General features: G+C 60.0%; 13 protein-coding genes and 2 tRNA genes. 1 reads left to right on the top strand and 14 read right to left on the bottom strand.

The features are described 5' to 3' along the window. Positions 1-28 precede the first annotated feature (28 nt). The 11 genes from infB to rlmE form a co-directional block, all read right to left on the bottom strand. Positions 29-2557, bottom strand: a complete 2529-nt coding sequence (infB, locus tag LOY53_RS23185) for a translation initiation factor IF-2 (protein ID WP_027595023.1) — start codon at positions 2555-2557, stop codon at positions 29-31. A 27-nt stretch (positions 2558-2584) separates the two neighbouring features. Beyond that, on the bottom strand, positions 2585-4066 hold the full coding sequence (gene nusA, locus LOY53_RS23190; RefSeq protein WP_027595024.1) for a transcription termination factor NusA: 1482 nt from the start codon (positions 4064-4066) through the stop codon (positions 2585-2587). A gap of 59 nt (positions 4067-4125) precedes the next feature. Then, complete coding sequence (rimP, locus tag LOY53_RS23195) at positions 4126-4584, bottom strand: ribosome maturation factor RimP (RefSeq protein WP_033694237.1); 459 nt, start codon at positions 4582-4584, stop codon at positions 4126-4128. A 130-nt stretch (positions 4585-4714) separates the two neighbouring features. Continuing rightward, a tRNA-Met gene (locus LOY53_RS23200) sits at positions 4715-4791 on the bottom strand. A 99-nt stretch (positions 4792-4890) separates the two neighbouring features. After that, positions 4891-4976, bottom strand: a tRNA-Leu gene (locus LOY53_RS23205). A gap of 20 nt (positions 4977-4996) precedes the next feature. Next, positions 4997-5392: a preprotein translocase subunit SecG gene (gene secG / locus LOY53_RS23210; protein WP_027595026.1), complete on the bottom strand. Its 396-nt coding sequence runs from the start codon at positions 5390-5392 to the stop codon at positions 4997-4999. 4 nt (positions 5393-5396) lie between these two features. Beyond that, positions 5397-6152 (bottom strand): triose-phosphate isomerase, encoded by a 756-nt coding sequence (tpiA, locus tag LOY53_RS23215; protein WP_027595027.1) that lies wholly within the window; start codon positions 6150-6152, stop codon positions 5397-5399. A gap of 65 nt (positions 6153-6217) precedes the next feature. Next, positions 6218-7558 carry a phosphoglucosamine mutase gene (gene glmM / locus LOY53_RS23220; protein ID WP_027595028.1) on the bottom strand — a complete coding sequence of 447 codons (1341 nt, stop codon included), beginning with the start codon at positions 7556-7558 and terminating at the stop codon, positions 6218-6220. 16 nt (positions 7559-7574) lie between these two features. After that, a complete protein-coding gene (folP, locus tag LOY53_RS23225) occupies positions 7575-8426 on the bottom strand; it encodes a dihydropteroate synthase (protein WP_252825897.1) in 852 nt (283 codons plus the stop codon). An 8-nt stretch (positions 8427-8434) separates the two neighbouring features. Beyond that, entirely contained in the window at positions 8435-10339 is a 1905-nt protein-coding gene (gene ftsH, locus LOY53_RS23230) for an ATP-dependent zinc metalloprotease FtsH (protein WP_027595030.1), read from the bottom strand. Positions 10340-10542: 203 nt separating this feature from the next. Then, positions 10543-11169 carry a 23S rRNA (uridine(2552)-2'-O)-methyltransferase RlmE gene (rlmE, locus tag LOY53_RS23235; RefSeq protein WP_258703328.1) on the bottom strand — a complete coding sequence of 209 codons (627 nt, stop codon included), beginning with the start codon at positions 11167-11169 and terminating at the stop codon, positions 10543-10545. 102 nt (positions 11170-11271) lie between these two features. Here rlmE and LOY53_RS23240 point away from each other — a divergent pair, with 102 nt between their 5' ends. After that, positions 11272-11580, top strand: coding sequence for a YhbY family RNA-binding protein (locus LOY53_RS23240; RefSeq protein WP_027595032.1), 309 nt, complete (start codon positions 11272-11274; stop codon positions 11578-11580). A gap of 12 nt (positions 11581-11592) precedes the next feature. Here the strand turns inward: LOY53_RS23240 and LOY53_RS23245 are convergent, their stop codons facing one another. Genes LOY53_RS23245 through carB form a run of 3 tightly spaced genes read right to left on the bottom strand, consistent with a single transcriptional unit; the run spans position 11593 to position 15720 of the window. Beyond that, on the bottom strand, positions 11593-12042 hold the full coding sequence (locus LOY53_RS23245; RefSeq protein WP_081717511.1) for an MFS transporter: 450 nt from the start codon (positions 12040-12042) through the stop codon (positions 11593-11595). Continuing rightward, the gene (greA, locus tag LOY53_RS23250) at positions 12020-12502 is read right to left on the bottom strand and encodes a transcription elongation factor GreA (RefSeq protein ID WP_008098898.1); all 483 of its coding nucleotides are present in this window, start codon (positions 12500-12502) and stop codon (positions 12020-12022) included. Before greA ends, LOY53_RS23245 begins: the two co-directional genes overlap by 23 nt. Beyond that, entirely contained in the window at positions 12499-15720 is a 3222-nt protein-coding gene (gene carB, locus LOY53_RS23255; protein WP_099430479.1) for a carbamoyl-phosphate synthase large subunit, read from the bottom strand. The genes greA and carB overlap by 4 nt, the downstream gene beginning before the upstream one ends. Positions 15721-15763: the final 43 nt, after the last annotated feature.

The following is a 15763-nucleotide window of genomic DNA, read 5'->3' on the forward strand; positions in this document are numbered from 1 at the left end:
GTAGCGGGGGCTTGCGGCAAGCTCGCCCTTAGAGGGTACGAGCCACCTGGACTTTCTCGAAGACTTCGATCTTGTCGCCGACCTTGACGTCGTTGTAGCTCTTGACGCCAATACCGCACTCCATGCCCGAACGTACTTCGGCAGCGTCGTCCTTGAAGCGACGCAGCGATTCCAGCTCGCCTTCGAAGATCACAACGTCTTCGCGCAGTACGCGGATCGGACGGTTGCGGTACACGGTACCTTCGATGACCATACAGCCAGCGATGGCGCCGAACTTCGGCGAACGGAACACGTCACGTACTTCGGCGACACCCAGGATGTTCTCGCGAACATCGCTGCCGAGCATGCCGGTCAGGGCTTTCTTGACGTCTTCGATGATGTCGTAGATCACGTTGTAGTAACGCATATCCAGACCTTCCTGCTCGACGATCTTGCGCGCACCGGCATCGGCACGCACGTTGAAGCCGAACAGCACCGCGTTGGACGCCAGCGCCAGGTTGGCGTCGCTCTCGGTGATACCACCTACGCCGCCACCGATCACGCGAACCTGAACTTCGTCGTTGCCCAGGCCGCCGAGCGAACCCTGCAGTGCTTCCAGGGAACCACGTACGTCGGTCTTGAGGACGATGTTAAGGGTCTTCTTCTCTTCTTGACCCATGGTCTCGAAGATGTTTTCCAGCTTGCCGGCGTGAGCACGGGCCAGCTTGACCTCGCGGTACTTGCCTTGACGGAACAGGGCAACTTCGCGGGCTTTCTTCTCGTCAGCCACCACCGACAGCTCGTCACCGGCTTCCGGGGTACCGTCCAGGCCAAGGATCTCGACCGGGATCGACGGGCCAGCTTCCTTCACAGGCTTGCCGTTCTCGTCGAGCATGGCACGTACGCGGCCATAGTTGGAGCCGCACAGGACCATGTCGCCCTGACGCAGCGTACCGTCCTGAACCAGGATGGTCGCCACTGGGCCACGACCCTTGTCCAGGCGCGATTCGACGACGACACCACGACCTGGAGCGGTCGGGGTAGCGGTCAGTTCGAGGATCTCGGCCTGCAGCAGAACGGCTTCGAGCAGTTCGTCAACACCGGTACCCATCTTGGCCGAAACCTTGACGAACGGCGTGTCACCACCCCAGTCCTCAGAGGTTACGCCTTCGACGGACAGCTCGTTGCGAATGCGGTCGAGGTCAGCACCTGGCTTGTCGATTTTGTTCACTGCGACAACCAGTGGGACGCCAGCAGCCTTGGCATGCTGAACGGCTTCACGGGTTTGCGGCATCACGCCGTCGTCCGCCGCCACCACCAGGATGACGATGTCGGTCGCCTTGGCACCACGAGCACGCATCTGAGTGAACGCAGCGTGGCCCGGGGTATCGAGGAAGGTGACCATGCCGCGGTCGGTTTCCACGTGGTAGGCGCCGATGTGCTGGGTGATACCGCCGGCTTCGCCAGCAGCAACCTTGGCACGACGGATGTAGTCGAGCAGCGAGGTCTTACCGTGGTCAACGTGGCCCATGACGGTCACGACCGGGGCACGCGATTCGGTTTGGCCTTCGAACTTCAGCGATTCGGCCAGGGAGTCTTCCAGGGCGGTATCGCTGACCAGGGTCACCTTGTGGCCCAGCTCTTCTGCGATCAGCTGAGCGGTTTCCTGGTCGAGCACCTGGTTGATGGTAACCGGGGTGCCCATCTTGAACATGAACTTGACCACTTCAGCGCCCTTGACGGACATCTGGTTGGCCAGTTCCGAGACCGTGATGGTCTCGCCGATGGTCACGTCACGGATGACGGGGCCGGTCGGGTTCTGGAAGCCGTGAGCATTACGCTTCTTCAGCTTGCCCTTGCCACCACGACCACGACGAGCGCCATCGCTCTCTTCGTCGGTGGTACGCGGAGCAGCACGCGGAGTCGGCGCCTTTTCCTTTTCTTTGACCTTGACCTTGATCGACACACGAGGCGCTTCGCCACGACGACGGTCGTCATCGCGAGTGCGGCTTTCGTTGCGACGGGTCTCGTCTTTTTTGCGTTCGGCGGCACGTGCGGCGGCATCTTCCGATGCAGGCGCGTCAGCGACTACAGGTGCCGGGGCAGGTGCAGCAGCGCTAGCAGCGGCAGCCGGTTTGGCAGCTGGGGCCGCAGGGGCGGCATCAGCGTGACGACGGGCCTGCTCTTCGTTGCGCTGGCGAACTTCGGCGTCAACCTTGTCGCGCGCAGCGTTTTCGGCCGCACGGCGCTCTTCTTGCTCGCGCTTTTGCTCAGCCTGGATTTCTTCCGGGCTGCGCTGAACGAATACTTTCTTCTTGCGTACTTCTACGCTGATGCTTTTGCTACCGGCGACACGCAGCGTGCTGGTGGTCTTGCGCTGCAAGGTAATCTTGCGCGGCTCTTCCGCCTTGCTCTTGTGGCTGCTTTTCAAATGAGTCAGCAGGGTCTGCTTCTCATTGTCGGTCACTACCTGACCGGCGTCGGTGTGCGGCAGACCTGCCTCACGCATCTGCTGCAGCAGGCGCTCTACCGGTGCCTCGACCTCTTGGGCCAGTTCTTTCACCGTGACTTGCGTCATGCACTTCTCTCCTCAGGCCGCGCCTAATTACTCGAACCAGTGGGCTCGGGCGGCCATGATCAACTTGCCGGCACGCTCTTCGTCGATGCCGTCGATGTCGAGCAGGTCGTCAATCGACTGCTCGGCCAGGTCTTCGCGGTTAACCACGCCGCGCACCGCCAGTTCCGCCGCCAGGTCCTTGTCCATGCCCTCAAGGGAGAGCAGGTCTTCGGCCGGATGGGCGTCTGCCAGTTTTTCTTCGGTAGCGATGGCCTTGGTCAACAAACGGTCCTTGGCTCGAGCGCGGAGCTCATTGACGATATCTTCGTCAAAGCCATCGATGTTGAGCATTTCTTCCAACGGTACGTAGGCAATTTCTTCGAGGCTGGTAAAGCCTTCGTCGACCAGCACTTGGGCCAGCTCCTCGTCGACTTCCAGTTCATCGATGAAATTACGCAGGATGTCACCGGTTTCTGCTTGCTGCTTGGCCTGGATGTCCTTTTCGGTCATCACGTTCAAGGTCCAGCCGGTCAATTGACTGGCCAAACGAACGTTCTGACCGCCACGACCAATGGCCTGGGCAAGGTTGTCTTCGGCGACGGCGATGTCCATGGCATGGGCATCCTCGTCAACGATAATCGCCGCGACTTCAGCCGGCGACATAGCGTTGATGACGAACTGCGCCGGGTTATCGTCCCAGAGGACGATATCCACACGCTCACCACCCAACTCTCCGGATACGGCTTGGACGCGCGAACCGCGCATGCCGATACAGGCACCTTGCGGGTCGATACGCTTGTCCTTGGAGCGGACGGCGATCTTGGCTCGCGACCCCGGATCACGGGATGCAGCCATGACTTCAATGAGACCCTCGGCAATTTCCGGCACTTCGATGCGGAACAGCTCGATCAGCATCTGTGGCGCAGTGCGCGACAGGATCAGCTGAGGGCCACGGTTTTCAGTGCGGATTTCCTTGAGCAGTGCACGCAGGCGCACACCCACACGGAAAGTCTCGCGGGGAATGATGTCTTCGCGAGCCAACAAGGCCTCGGCGTTGTTGCCCAGGTCAACGATGACGTTGTCGCGGGTAACTTTTTTGACGGTACCGGAGATGATCTCACCCACGCGTTCGCGGTAGGCATCGACCACCTGGGCGCGCTCGGCCTCACGGACCTTCTGCACGATGACCTGCTTGGCGGTCTGGGCGGCGATACGACCGAACTCGATAGACTCGATCTTCTCCTCGATCACGTCACCGACCTTGGCTTCAGGGTGGGTCTCGTGAATCTTGCTCAACCAGGTCTCGATCGCCGGATCATCAAGATCGGCTTCATCGACCACGGTCCAGCGACGGAAGGTCTCGTAGCTACCGGTGTGGCGGTTGATTTCCACACGCAGGTCGACTTCGTCCTCAAAACGTTTTTTGGTTGCAGTGGCCAGGGCCACTTCCAGCGCTTCGAAAATGACGCCGGGCGGTACACCTTTTTCGTTGGATACCGATTCAACAACCAGCAGTACTTCTTTGCTCATCGTACGCCTCGCCTTGCGCAAGCCATTGGGCCCGGATAGTCCGCCGGGCCCGGCACGTCTCAGTCAAAACTGGGAATAATATTGGCCTTGTCGATCGAGTCGATCGGCAACAGGAACTCTTGATTGTCCACCTGGACCACCACATCCTGCTCCTCCACACCGCGGAGAAGGCCCTGGAAGTTACGACGACCCTCGAAGGGTGAGCGCAGCTTGATCTTCACTTGTTCGCCGGCATGCGAGGCAAACTGTTCCAGAGTGAACAGCGGGCGATCCATGCCTGGAGACGACACTTCAAGGGTATATTCACTGCTGATCGGATCTTCCACATCAAGAATGGCGCTGGCCTGACGGCTGACTGCTTCGCAGTCGTCAACCAGGATCCCGTCTTCCTTATCGATGTAGATGCGCAGTACCGAATGCTTACCCTGGGAAACGTACTCGATCCCCCAGCACTGATAGCCCAGACCCTCGACAACCGGGGCCAACAAGGCCTGCAACTGTTCTAGCTTGCTCGACACCTGAACCCCCTCGTGCATGCTGTGCAAATAAAAAATGGGCGAAGCGCCCATCCCTGAAAGCGCCGTTGGACAACGACGCCGAAAACTGTTCGGCTAGCAAAAAGCCCCTGAAAAGGGGCTCCGCTGAAGCTGGTTGCGGGGGCTGGATTTGAACCAACGACCTTCGGGTTATGAGCCCGACGAGCTACCAAGCTGCTCCACCCCGCGACAAAGCTGGGGCGAAAGTATAAGACTGAACCCAGTGCTGGGTCAATCCGACCTCCACCTACAAGAAAGCCCGCATAAAGCGGGCTCTCTTGCTTCAATTGGTACCGAGAAGGGGACTCGAACCCCTACACCCTATGGGCACAACCACCTCAAGGTTGCGTGTCTACCAATTCCACCACCTCGGCAATACTACATTTGAAACCCGTTACTTCTGCTCTTCTGCCGGAGGAGGTACATCACCCGTTGTAGGGGCGGTTTCGCTCTTCTGCTGTTGGAGCACCGGTACATCATCATTTACTGCCGGCTTCTGCTCTTTCACTTCCAATACTGCTGGATCTGGAAGGCCCGCCTGGGTCAGCTTGTGAGCTTGTTCCTTGGCGAAGTATCCTAACCCAAGTGCTGTCAAAAAGAAAGTGGCAGCGAGTATTGCAGTGAATTTACTTAGGAAGGTTGCAGAACCTTGGCTTCCGAACACAGTGTTTGAGGCCCCTGCGCCGAAAGATGCACCTGCTTCCGCACCTTTACCCTGTTGTAACAGTACCAGCACTACTAGCGACAGCGCTGCCAACAGATGAAAAACAACGATGACTGTTTCCAGCATTTGTTCAGTTTCCTGCGGCGCGACAAATTGCACCGAATTCGTCTGCGTTCAGGGACGCTCCACCAATGAGCCCCCCATCGATATCCGGCATGCCGAACAGTTCGGCCGCATTGGCCGCCTTCACGCTGCCGCCGTAGAGCAGCTGCACCTTCGCAGCCACTTCAGCATCTTCTGCCGCCAGCTGACTACGGATGGCGGCGTGCACATCCTGAGCCTGCTGTGGCGTGGCCGTTAAGCCAGTGCCGATGGCCCATACAGGCTCATAAGCAATTACTGCATTGGCAAAAGCCTTAACACCGAACGCTTCGATGATACTGCTTAGTTGACGCCCGACAACTTCGAGTGTCTTGCCAGCCTCGCGCTCTTCAAGGGTTTCCCCTATGCACAGCACCGGCTTCAAACCTTTAGCCTGTGCGGCTGCAAACTTGCGGTTAAGCACTTCGTCGGTTTCACCAATGATCTGGCGACGCTCCGAATGCCCAACCAACACCAACTTGCAGCCCACTTCGGCCAGCTGTTCCGGACAAACTTCGCCGGTCAGCGCACCCTGTTCGGGTTGTACAGCAGAATTCTGTGCGCCGACAGTTATTTCTTTACCTGCCAAGCCATCAATCACTTGATTGATGAACAAGGCCGGCGGAAACACCGCGACTTCCACTCCGCTCGGCAGGGCGAGATTGCTCAAGCCCTCGGTCAGCTCAGCGACGCTGGCGCGGGTACCGTGCATCTTCCAGTTACCAGCTACCATAGGGCGACGCATGCTTTACCTCGTCGGTCAAAGTGGGCGCAGATCTTACCCAACCAGATCTGCGCTGGCAAGCGCCTTCAGACACAAACTTCGCCGACCAGTTTCGCCAGCGCTTCGGCATGGGCGCGAACCTGACTTTCGTCATCGCCTTCGACCATGACGCGCACCAACGGCTCGGTACCGGACTTGCGCAGCAACACACGCCCGCGACCGGCCATCGCCTCGGTCACCTTGGCACTGGCTTCCTTGACTGCCGGGTGCTCCAGCGGGTCGACCTTACTTGCCCCGTAGCGCACGTTGATCAGCACCTGAGGGCACTTGCGCAGGGCCTGACGGGCCTGGGCCAGGGTCTCGCCGCGACGCTTGAGCGCCATCAGCACCTGCAGCGCGGCAATGATCGCATCACCGGTGGTGGTGTGGTTGCAGCACACGACATGCCCGGAGTTTTCGCCACCGATCAGCCACTCGCGCTCGAGCAGCTCGGCCATGACGTAACGGTCGCCGACCTTGGCCCGCACAAACGGGATGTCCAGATCCTTGAGCGCGAGCTCAAGGCCCAGGTTGCTCATCAGCGTACCCACAACCCCGCCCTGCAGCTTGCCGCGGTCGTGCAGATCACGCGCGATGATGAACAGCAGTTCGTCACCGTCGATGATGGCACCGGTGTGGTCGACCATCAGCACCCGATCGCCGTCGCCGTCAAAGGCGATGCCCAGGTCAGCATGACCGACCAGCACGGCCGCCTGCAGCGACTCGATATGGGTCGAACCGCACCCTTCGTTGATGTTCAGGCCATCTGGCTGAGCATGCAGAATGGTCACGTCAGCACCCAGCTCGCGGAACACGCTCGGCGCGACCTTGTAGGTGGCACCATGGGCACAATCGACCACCAGCTTGAGGCCTTCGAAGCTGGTGCTCGAGGGCACGCTGCTCTTGCAGAACTCGATGTAGCGGCCTGCTGCGTCGTTGATGCGCGAAACCTTGCCCAGCTTGCTCGACTCGACCACCGTCATGGGCTGATCGAGCAATTCCTCGATCATCAGCTCGACTTCGTCAGGCAGCTTGGTGCCTTGCCCGGAGAAGAATTTGATGCCGTTGTCGTCGTGCGGGTTGTGCGAGGCACTGATGACGATACCGGCTTCGGCGTGGAACGTACGCGTGAGGTAGGCGATGGCCGGCGTCGGCATCGGCCCGAGCAGCATCACGTCGGCACCCGCTGCAGACAGCCCCGCCTCGAGCGCGGACTCGAACATGTAACCGGAAATACGCGTGTCCTTGCCCACCAGCACACGGCAATGGCCCTGCTTGCGGAAGGCCATGCCGGCGGCCCAGCCAAGTTTCAGCATGAAGTCCGGCGTGATCGGGTATTCGCCGACGCGGCCACGAATGCCGTCGGTACCAAAGTATTTTCTGCTCATAGCGGCTCCAATGTTCTTATTCGGCGTTTTGTACCGCAGCGATCATGCGCACTACATCGACAGTTTCGGCCACATCATGGACGCGAAGGATGCTCGCGCCCTTGGTCATGGCCAACGCTGCCAGCGCCAGGCTGCCGTACAGACGCTCGCCGACCGGACGATCCAGCGTCAGGCCGATCATGCTCTTTCGTGAAACGCCCACCAGCAGTGGGCGCCCAAGGCGATAGAGCGCTTCCATGTGTTTGAACAGGCTTAGGTTATGCGCCAATGTCTTGGCGAAACCGAAGCCCGGGTCAAGAATGATTTTGTCTGCAGGGATACCCACCGCAGCACAGGCGGCCATCCGCTGCTCAAGATATCGCGTTACGTCGGCCGTCACATCATCGTAATGCGGGTCGTCCTGCATATTGCCCGGCTCACCGCGCATATGCATCAGGCACACCGGCAGGCCGGTGTCCGCCGCCGCATCCAGGGCGCCATCACGCTCCAGGGCACGAACGTCGTTGATCAGGCCAGCCCCCAGCCGTGCGGATTCACGAATGACCGCAGGCGTGGAGGTATCGACCGAAATGACTACGTCCAGACGACTGTTAATCGCCTCGACCATCGGTGCCACGCGTTCGATTTCTTCGATCACGGACACCGCACGCGCGCCAGGGCGCGTCGATTCGCCACCGATGTCGATCAGCGTGGCGCCGGCGGCAACCATGGCTTCGGCATGGCGCAACGCAGCGTCGCGCTGGCTGAAGCGCCCGCCATCGGAGAAGGAGTCGGGGGTGATGTTGAGAATACCCATGACATGGGTACGCGACAAATCAAGAACCCGGTTGCCGCAAGGTAACCGGGTTGGGTACTGCACTGAACTCATAGATGCCCTTAGTGTTGAGCCGCTGGGCCGCCGATTGGCGATTCCGGGCGGTCACCCTGAGCTGCAGGGTTGCCCGAAGCCGAGTCACCATCCCAATCCCGCGGTTCGCGAGGGGTGCGACCCGACATGATGTCGTCGATCTGGTCGGCGTCGATGGTCTCGTACTTCATCAGCGCTTCGGCCATGGCATCGAGCTTGTCGCGGTTGTCGGTGAGCAGCTGCTTGGCCGTGGCGTAGCACTGGTCGATGATGCTGCGCACTTCCGAGTCGATCAGTTTGGCGGTTTCACCCGAGACGCTGGCGTGCTGGCTGCCGGCGCTACGGCCGAGGAATACCTCGCCCTCTTCTTCGGCATACATCAGCGGGCCGAGTTTCTCGGAAAGGCCCCATTTGGTGACCATGTTCCGGGCAATCTGGCTGGCGCGCATAATGTCGTTGGAGGCACCGGTGGTGACGCCATCGAAGCCCAGGGTCATTTCTTCGGCGATACGGCCGCCGTACAACGAGCAGATCTGGCTGATCAGCGCGCGCTTGGACAGGCTGTAACGGTCTTCCTCAGGCAGGAACATGGTGACACCCAGAGCACGACCACGCGGGATGATCGACACCTTGTAGACCGGGTCATGCTCAGGCACCAGACGACCGACGATGGCGTGACCAGCTTCGTGGTAGGCGGTGTTCTGTTTTTCTTTCTCGGACATGACCATGGTCTTGCGCTCGGCGCCCATCATGATCTTGTCTTTGGCCAGCTCGAACTCTTTCATTTCGACCAGGCGCTTGTTGGAGCGCGCGGCAAACAGCGAAGCTTCGTTGACCAGGTTGGCCAGGTCGGCACCGGAGAAGCCTGGGGTACCACGGGCAATGACCGCCGGGTTGACGTTCTCGCCAATCGGCACCTTGCGCATGTGTACTTTAAGAATCTGCTCACGGCCACGGATGTCCGGCAGGCCCACAACAACCTGACGGTCGAAGCGACCAGGACGCAGCAGCGCAGGGTCCAGCACGTCCGGACGGTTGGTGGCGGCAATGACGATGATGCCATCGTTCATTTCGAAGCCGTCCATCTCTACCAGCAACTGGTTGAGGGTTTGCTCACGCTCATCGTGACCACCGCCCATGCCGGCGCCACGGTGGCGACCAACGGCGTCGATTTCGTCGATGAAGATGATGCACGGGGCGTGCTTCTTGGCCTGTTCGAACATGTCACGCACACGGCTGGCACCGACACCGACGAACATTTCGACGAAGTCCGAACCGGAAATGGTGAAGAACGGCACTTTCGCCTCACCTGCAATGGCCTTGGCCAACAGGGTCTTACCGGTACCGGGTGGGCCAACCATCAGCACGCCGCGCGGAATACGACCGCCGAGGCGCTGGAACTTGCCCGGGTCGCGCAGGAATTCGACCAGTTCGCCGACTTCTTCCTTGGCTTCGTCGCAACCGGCGACGTCAGCCAGGGTGGTCTTGACCTGGTCTTCGGACAGCAGGCGCGCCTTGCTCTTGCCGAAACTCATCGGCCCGCCCTTGCCGCCCGCGCCACCTTGCATCTGGCGCATGAAGAACATGAACACGGCAATGATCACCAGGATCGGGAAGCTGGCGACCAGCAACTGCGTCCAGATGCTCTGCTGCTCAGGCTGCTTGCCTTCGACGACCACGTGGTTGTCGACCAGGTCGCCGATCAGGCCGTTGTCGGTAATGGCCGGGCGCACGGTTTTGAAGTTGTCGCCGTCGGCACGCTTGCCGGTAATGATGTAGCCGTCGACGGTCACGCGCTCGACTTTCCCGTCTTTAACCTGCTGGATGAAGTCGGAATAGTTGAGGGTCTGCGGCTCGTTAGGGCTGGAGAAGTTGTTCATCACTGTCACCAGGACAGCTGCGATGATCAACCACAGGATCAGATTCTTTGCCATGTCGTTCAATTCGCTACCCTCTGAGGCCGGCGCACGACGCAGCCGTGCCTCGCATGATATTCATCGCCCTAACTTACTACATTACCTACGCATCCGCAGGCACCGTCTGTAACCCTTTGTGAAACCTAGACTACACGAAGTTCGGACGATACAGACGGGGCGGCCGATTGGAATTAACTATCGACCACCCCGTGGCACGCCTTTCACACGCCTTTGAAACCTTTACCCAGCAGGTACTGCTCACGCGAACGATCCCGTGAAGACGATGGCTTACGCATCTGTACCTTGTCGAACTTGGTGCGCACGTCCTTCAGGTACATGTCGAAGCCTTCGCCCTGGAAAATCTTGATGAGGAAGTCGCCACCAGGCTTGAGCACACGGGTTGCCAGGTCCAATGCCAATTCGCACAGGAACATGGCGCGCGGCATATCCACTTCAGGCGTACCACTCATATTGGGGGCCATGTCGGAAATCACAAGGTCTACGTGAGAATCACCGACTGCGTCGAGAATCTGCTGCAGGACTTCATCCTGGGTGAAGTCGCCTTGAATGAAGGTAACGTCAGGGATCGAGTCCATTTCCAGGATGTCGGAGGCGATCAGGCGCCCTTGGCCACCAATCAGACGACTGGTCACCTGCGACCAGCCACCCGGGGCTGCGCCGAGGTCGATCACACTCATGCCAGGACGGATCAAACGGTCCTTTTCCTGGATCTCAAGCAGTTTGTAGCTCGCACGCGAGCGGTAGCCATCCTTCTGCGCTTGCTTCACAAAAGGGTCGTTAAAATGCTCTCGCAGCCAGTTAGCGCTGCTTTTGGAACGTTGTACCACGGGGCACCTCGATGATATGCGTCGTGATTGACTGGGCGGAGCCAGGGGCCCTCGGGTAAAATGCCTGTCAATTTTACAGAATCAGACGGAAAGGGTCAGATTATGCCGCTCAATAACGAGCAGAAGAAGCAATACAAGTCCATTGGTCATGACCTGAAGCCGGTCCTGATCGTTGCTGGCAACGGTGTTAACGAAGGCGTTGCCGCCGAACTGGAACGCGCACTCGCCGATCATGAACTGATCAAAGTCGAGATTCGCTCCGAAGATCGTGAAGAACGTGCCGCCGCCATTGCCGAATTGTGCAAGGTTGGCCGCGCCGAACTGGTGCAGACCATCGGCAAGAAAGCGCTGATCTACCGGAAGAACCCACAGCCGAACAAACAGCTGTCCAACATCCACCGCTTCAAATAATAGCGGCTCCGATCAGTGGCGCGCCTGGCGCGCCCTGACCGGTACGGGTTGGGCCACCAGCACGATGCCGGAAAAGCCCAGTACCAGGAAACAAAACATCTGCCAGCGCTCGCCCACTGAAATGCCGTAGCGCAAGGTGTAATACCCCACGCAAGCACCGAAGCCGAGCAACAGCATCTGGCCACGGAACTGCCGCCACCAGGCAGACAGGCCCTCTACCCTCGCCAATACCGCCAGCTGGGTCAATAAGCCTAGCAAGGCCACGCCAATCAACCAGCGGTCGATCTGCCCAGCAACATCCTGCACCAGCAGGGGCGCCAGGCCTGTGACCTTGAGCGCGGGCACCAGCCCCACATGAAACACCCACAAGCCGCCGACCCAGAATACCTGGGCCAGCTGCCAGAGGATCCCTTCAAGGGATGGCGCCCGCAGGCGCCGATCAGATGTGTTTGACTTCGACAATCTCGTACTCGACCGTGCCACTTGGCGTCTTGACGACGACGGTATCACCTTCTTCCTTGCCGATGATGGCACGGGCAATGGGTGCGCCGCTCGAAAGCTTGCCCTGTTTCACGTCGGCTTCATCCTCGCCGACGATCTGGTAGGTCACTTCATCATCGGTTTCGGTGTTGGCCAGCACCACCGTGGTGCCGAAAATCACCTTGCCGGTGTGAGGGATCGTGGTCACGTCGATCACGACCGAGTTCTGCAGGCGGCCTTCGATGTCGCGGATACGCGCCTCGACCATGCCCTGCTCCTCACGGGCGGCATGGTATTCGGCGTTTTCCTTAAGATCGCCCAGCTCGCGCGCCTCACCAATCGCCTGACTCAGGCGCGGGCGCTCGGTCTTGCTCAGGAACAGGTGCTCTTCTTCCAGGGCGCGAGCGCCCTGGACGGTCATCGGGTACTTGGTAATGCTCATGCTTTAAGTCCTGCATGCAGATCTTGCAAGCGACGAACGGTCTTCTCAGGACCAAACTTCAACGCTTCGCAGATGGCTTCACCGGCCGCAATGGTGGTGGTGCAGTAAATCTTGTGCTGCAGCGCATTGCGACGAATCGAGTAGGAATCAGCGATCGACTGACGGCCTTCGGTGGTGTTGATGATCAGCGACACTTCGTCGTTCTTGATCATGTCGACCACGTGCGGGCGACCTTCGGTCACTTTGTTCACACGGCGCACTTTCAGGCCAGCCGCCTCGATAACCTTGGCGGTGCCGGCAGTGGCAACCACTTCGAAGCCCAGGGCGATCAGGTCGCGGGCAACGCCAGCCACTTGTGGCTTGTCGTCGTCACGCACGCTGATGAACGCAGTACCGCCGGTCGGCAGCACTTCGCTGGCACCCATCTGGGCCTTGGCGAAGGCTTCACCGAAGCTGTCACCGACGCCCATGACTTCACCGGTCGATTTCATCTCAGGGCCGAGGATCGGGTCAACCCCTGGGAACTTGGCGAACGGGAAGACGGCTTCCTTGACGCTGTAGAAGTTCGGGATGATTTCTTTGGTGAAACCGATCTCTTTCAGGGTTTTGCCAGCCATGACGCGGGCCGCGATCATCGCCAGCGAAGTGCCGATGCACTTGGAGACGAACGGTACGGTACGCGAGGCGCGCGGGTTGACTTCGATCACGTAGATCTTGTCGCCCTGCAGGGCCAGCTGCACGTTCATCAGGCCGACCACACCCAGCTCCAGGGCCATTTTCTTGACCTGTTCGCGGACTTCGTCCTGCACGTGCGCCGGCAGCGAGTACGGTGGCAGCGAGCACGCCGAGTCACCGGAGTGAACACCCGCCTGTTCGATGTGCTGCATGATCGCGCCGATCACCACGTCGGTGCCGTCGCAGACCGCATCCACGTCCATCTCGATGGCGCAGTTGAGGAAGTGGTCAAGCAGCACCGGGCTGTCGTTCGACACTTGTACCGCTTCACGCAGGTAGCGCTTGAGCTCGTCCAGCTCGTAGACGATTTCCATGGCGCGACCACCCAGTACGTACGACGGGCGCACGACCAGTGGGTAACCGATACCGCCCGCAGCGCGGATCGCTTCTTCTTCGCTGCGCACGGTAGCGTTTGGCGGCTGCAGCAGGTTCAGGCGCTGAACCATCTGCTGGAAACGCTCACGGTCTTCGGCACGGTCGATGGCGTCCGGGCTGGTACCGATGATCGGTACGCCGGCTTCTTCCAGGGCGCGGGCCAGTTTCAGCGGGGTCTGGCCGCCGTAGTGCACGATGACGCCTTTCGGCTTCTCGACGCGGCAGACTTCCAGCACGTCTTCCAGGGTCAGCGGCTCGAAGTACAGGCGGTCGGAGGTGTCGTAGTCGGTGGAGACGGTTTCTGGGTTGCAGTTGACCATGATGGTCTCGTAACCGTCTTCACGCAGGGCCAGCGCCGCGTGTACGCAGCAATAGTCGAACTCGATGCCTTGGCCGATACGGTTAGGGCCGCCACCCAGGATCATGATCTTGTCGCGGGTCGACGGGTTGGCCTCGCACTCTTCCTCGTAGGTCGAATACAGGTAGGCGGTGTCGGTGGCGAACTCGGCGGCGCAGGTGTCGACGCGCTTGTAGACCGGGAACACTTCCAGCTTGTGACGGTGGCGACGCAGGTTCTTGTCGGTGATGCCGAGCAGTACAGCCAGGCGCTGGTCCGAGAAGCCTTTGCGCTTGAGGCGCAGCATCAGGTTCTTGTCGATGGCCGACAGGGCCAAGGTCTTGACCTTCTCTTCTTCCTTGATCAGGTCTTCCATCTGAACCAGGAACCACATGTCGATGCCGGTCAGGGCAAAGATTTCTTCGCAGGTCATGCCCGAACGCATGGCGTCAGCGACATACCAGATACGCTCTGCACCCGGCACGGTCAGTTCGCGCTTGAGGATGCTGGCAGCTTCTGGGCTGGCCAGGTCGACTTTCGGGTCCAGTCCGCAGGCACCGACTTCCAGGCCGCGCAGGGCTTTCTGCAGGGATTCCTGGAAGGTACGGCCGATGGCCATGACTTCACCCACAGATTTCATCTGGGTGGTCAGGCGGGCGTCGGCTTTCGGGAATTTCTCGAAGGCGAAGCGTGGCAGCTTGGTGACGACGTAGTCGATCGACGGCTCGAACGACGCCGGGGTACGGCCGCCGGTGATGTCGTTTTGCAGCTCGTCGAGGGTGTAGCCGACGGCCAGCTTGGCGGCGATCTTGGCGATCGGGAAGCCGGTAGCCTTGGAAGCCAGGGCCGACGAACGCGATACGCGCGGGTTCATCTCGATCACGACCATGCGGCCGGTGTCCGGGCAGATACCAAACTGCACGTTGGAACCGCCGGTTTCGACACCGATTTCACGCAGCACCGCCAGCGAGGCGTTGCGCATGATCTGGTATTCCTTGTCGGTCAGGGTCTGCGCTGGCGCAACGGTGATCGAGTCACCGGTGTGCACGCCCATCGGGTCGAAGTTTTCGATCGAGCAGACGATGATGCAGTTGTCCTTCTTGTCACGGACCACCTCCATCTCGTATTCCTTCCAGCCGATCAGCGATTCGTCGATCAGCAGCTCTTTGGTCGGCGACAGGTCCAGACCACGGGCGCAGATTTCTTCGAATTCTTCACGGTTGTAGGCGATACCACCACCGGTGCCGCCCATGGTGAACGACGGGCGGATGATGCACGGGAAGCCGAGCTTCTCGAGGACCGCATTGGCCTCTTCCATGCTGTGGGCGATACCGGAGCGCGGGCACTCCAGGCCGATGTCCTTCATCGCCTTGTCAAAGCGCGAGCGGTCTTCTGCCTTGTCGATGGTGTCGGCGTTGGCGCCGATCATCTCTACGCCGAACTTTTCCAGAACGCCATGGCGCTCCAGGTCCAGGGCGCAGTTCAGCGCGGTCTGGCCACCCATGGTCGGCAGCACCGCGTCTGGGCGCTCTTTTTCGATGATCTTGGCCACCGACTGCCATTTGATCGGCTCGATGTAGGTGGCGTCGGCCATGTCCGGGTCGGTCATGATGGTGGCCGGGTTGGAGTTCACCAGGATGACGCGGAAACCTTCCTCGCGCAGGGCTTTGCAAGCCTGGGCGCCGGAGTAGTCGAATTCGCAGGCCTGGCCGATCACGATCGGGCCAGCGCCGAGAATCAGGATGCTTTTGATGTCTGTACGTTTTGGCATGGTTGTCACTCAAATCCGCGGGTCAGTCGGCAAGCCGTCTTGA

This window comes from Pseudomonas sp. B21-031, assembly GCF_024748985.1.
Lineage (GTDB): Bacteria > Pseudomonadota > Gammaproteobacteria > Pseudomonadales > Pseudomonadaceae > Aquipseudomonas > Aquipseudomonas kermanshahensis.

Bases quoted from the DNA above. Each gene is read 5' to 3' on its own strand.
- infB (WP_027595023.1), bottom strand. From the start codon at position 2,557: ATGACGCAAGTCACGGTGAAAGAACTGGCCCAAGAGGTCGAGGCACCG.
- nusA (WP_027595024.1), bottom strand. From the start codon at position 4,066: ATGAGCAAAGAAGTACTGCTGGTTGTTGAATCGGTATCCAACGAAAAA.
- secG (WP_027595026.1), bottom strand. From the start codon at position 5,392: ATGCTGGAAACAGTCATCGTTGTTTTTCATCTGTTGGCAGCGCTGTCG.
- tpiA (WP_027595027.1), bottom strand. From the start codon at position 6,152: ATGCGTCGCCCTATGGTAGCTGGTAACTGGAAGATGCACGGTACCCGC.
- glmM (WP_027595028.1), bottom strand. From the start codon at position 7,558: ATGAGCAGAAAATACTTTGGTACCGACGGCATTCGTGGCCGCGTCGGC.
- folP (WP_252825897.1), bottom strand. From the start codon at position 8,426: ATGAGTTCAGTGCAGTACCCAACCCGGTTACCTTGCGGCAACCGGGTT.
- ftsH (WP_027595030.1), bottom strand. From the start codon at position 10,339: ATGGCAAAGAATCTGATCCTGTGGTTGATCATCGCAGCTGTCCTGGTG.
- LOY53_RS23240 (WP_027595032.1), top strand. From the start codon at position 11,272: ATGCCGCTCAATAACGAGCAGAAGAAGCAATACAAGTCCATTGGTCAT.
- greA (WP_008098898.1), bottom strand. From the start codon at position 12,502: ATGAGCATTACCAAGTACCCGATGACCGTCCAGGGCGCTCGCGCCCTG.
- carB (WP_099430479.1), bottom strand. From the start codon at position 15,720: ATGCCAAAACGTACAGACATCAAAAGCATCCTGATTCTCGGCGCTGGC.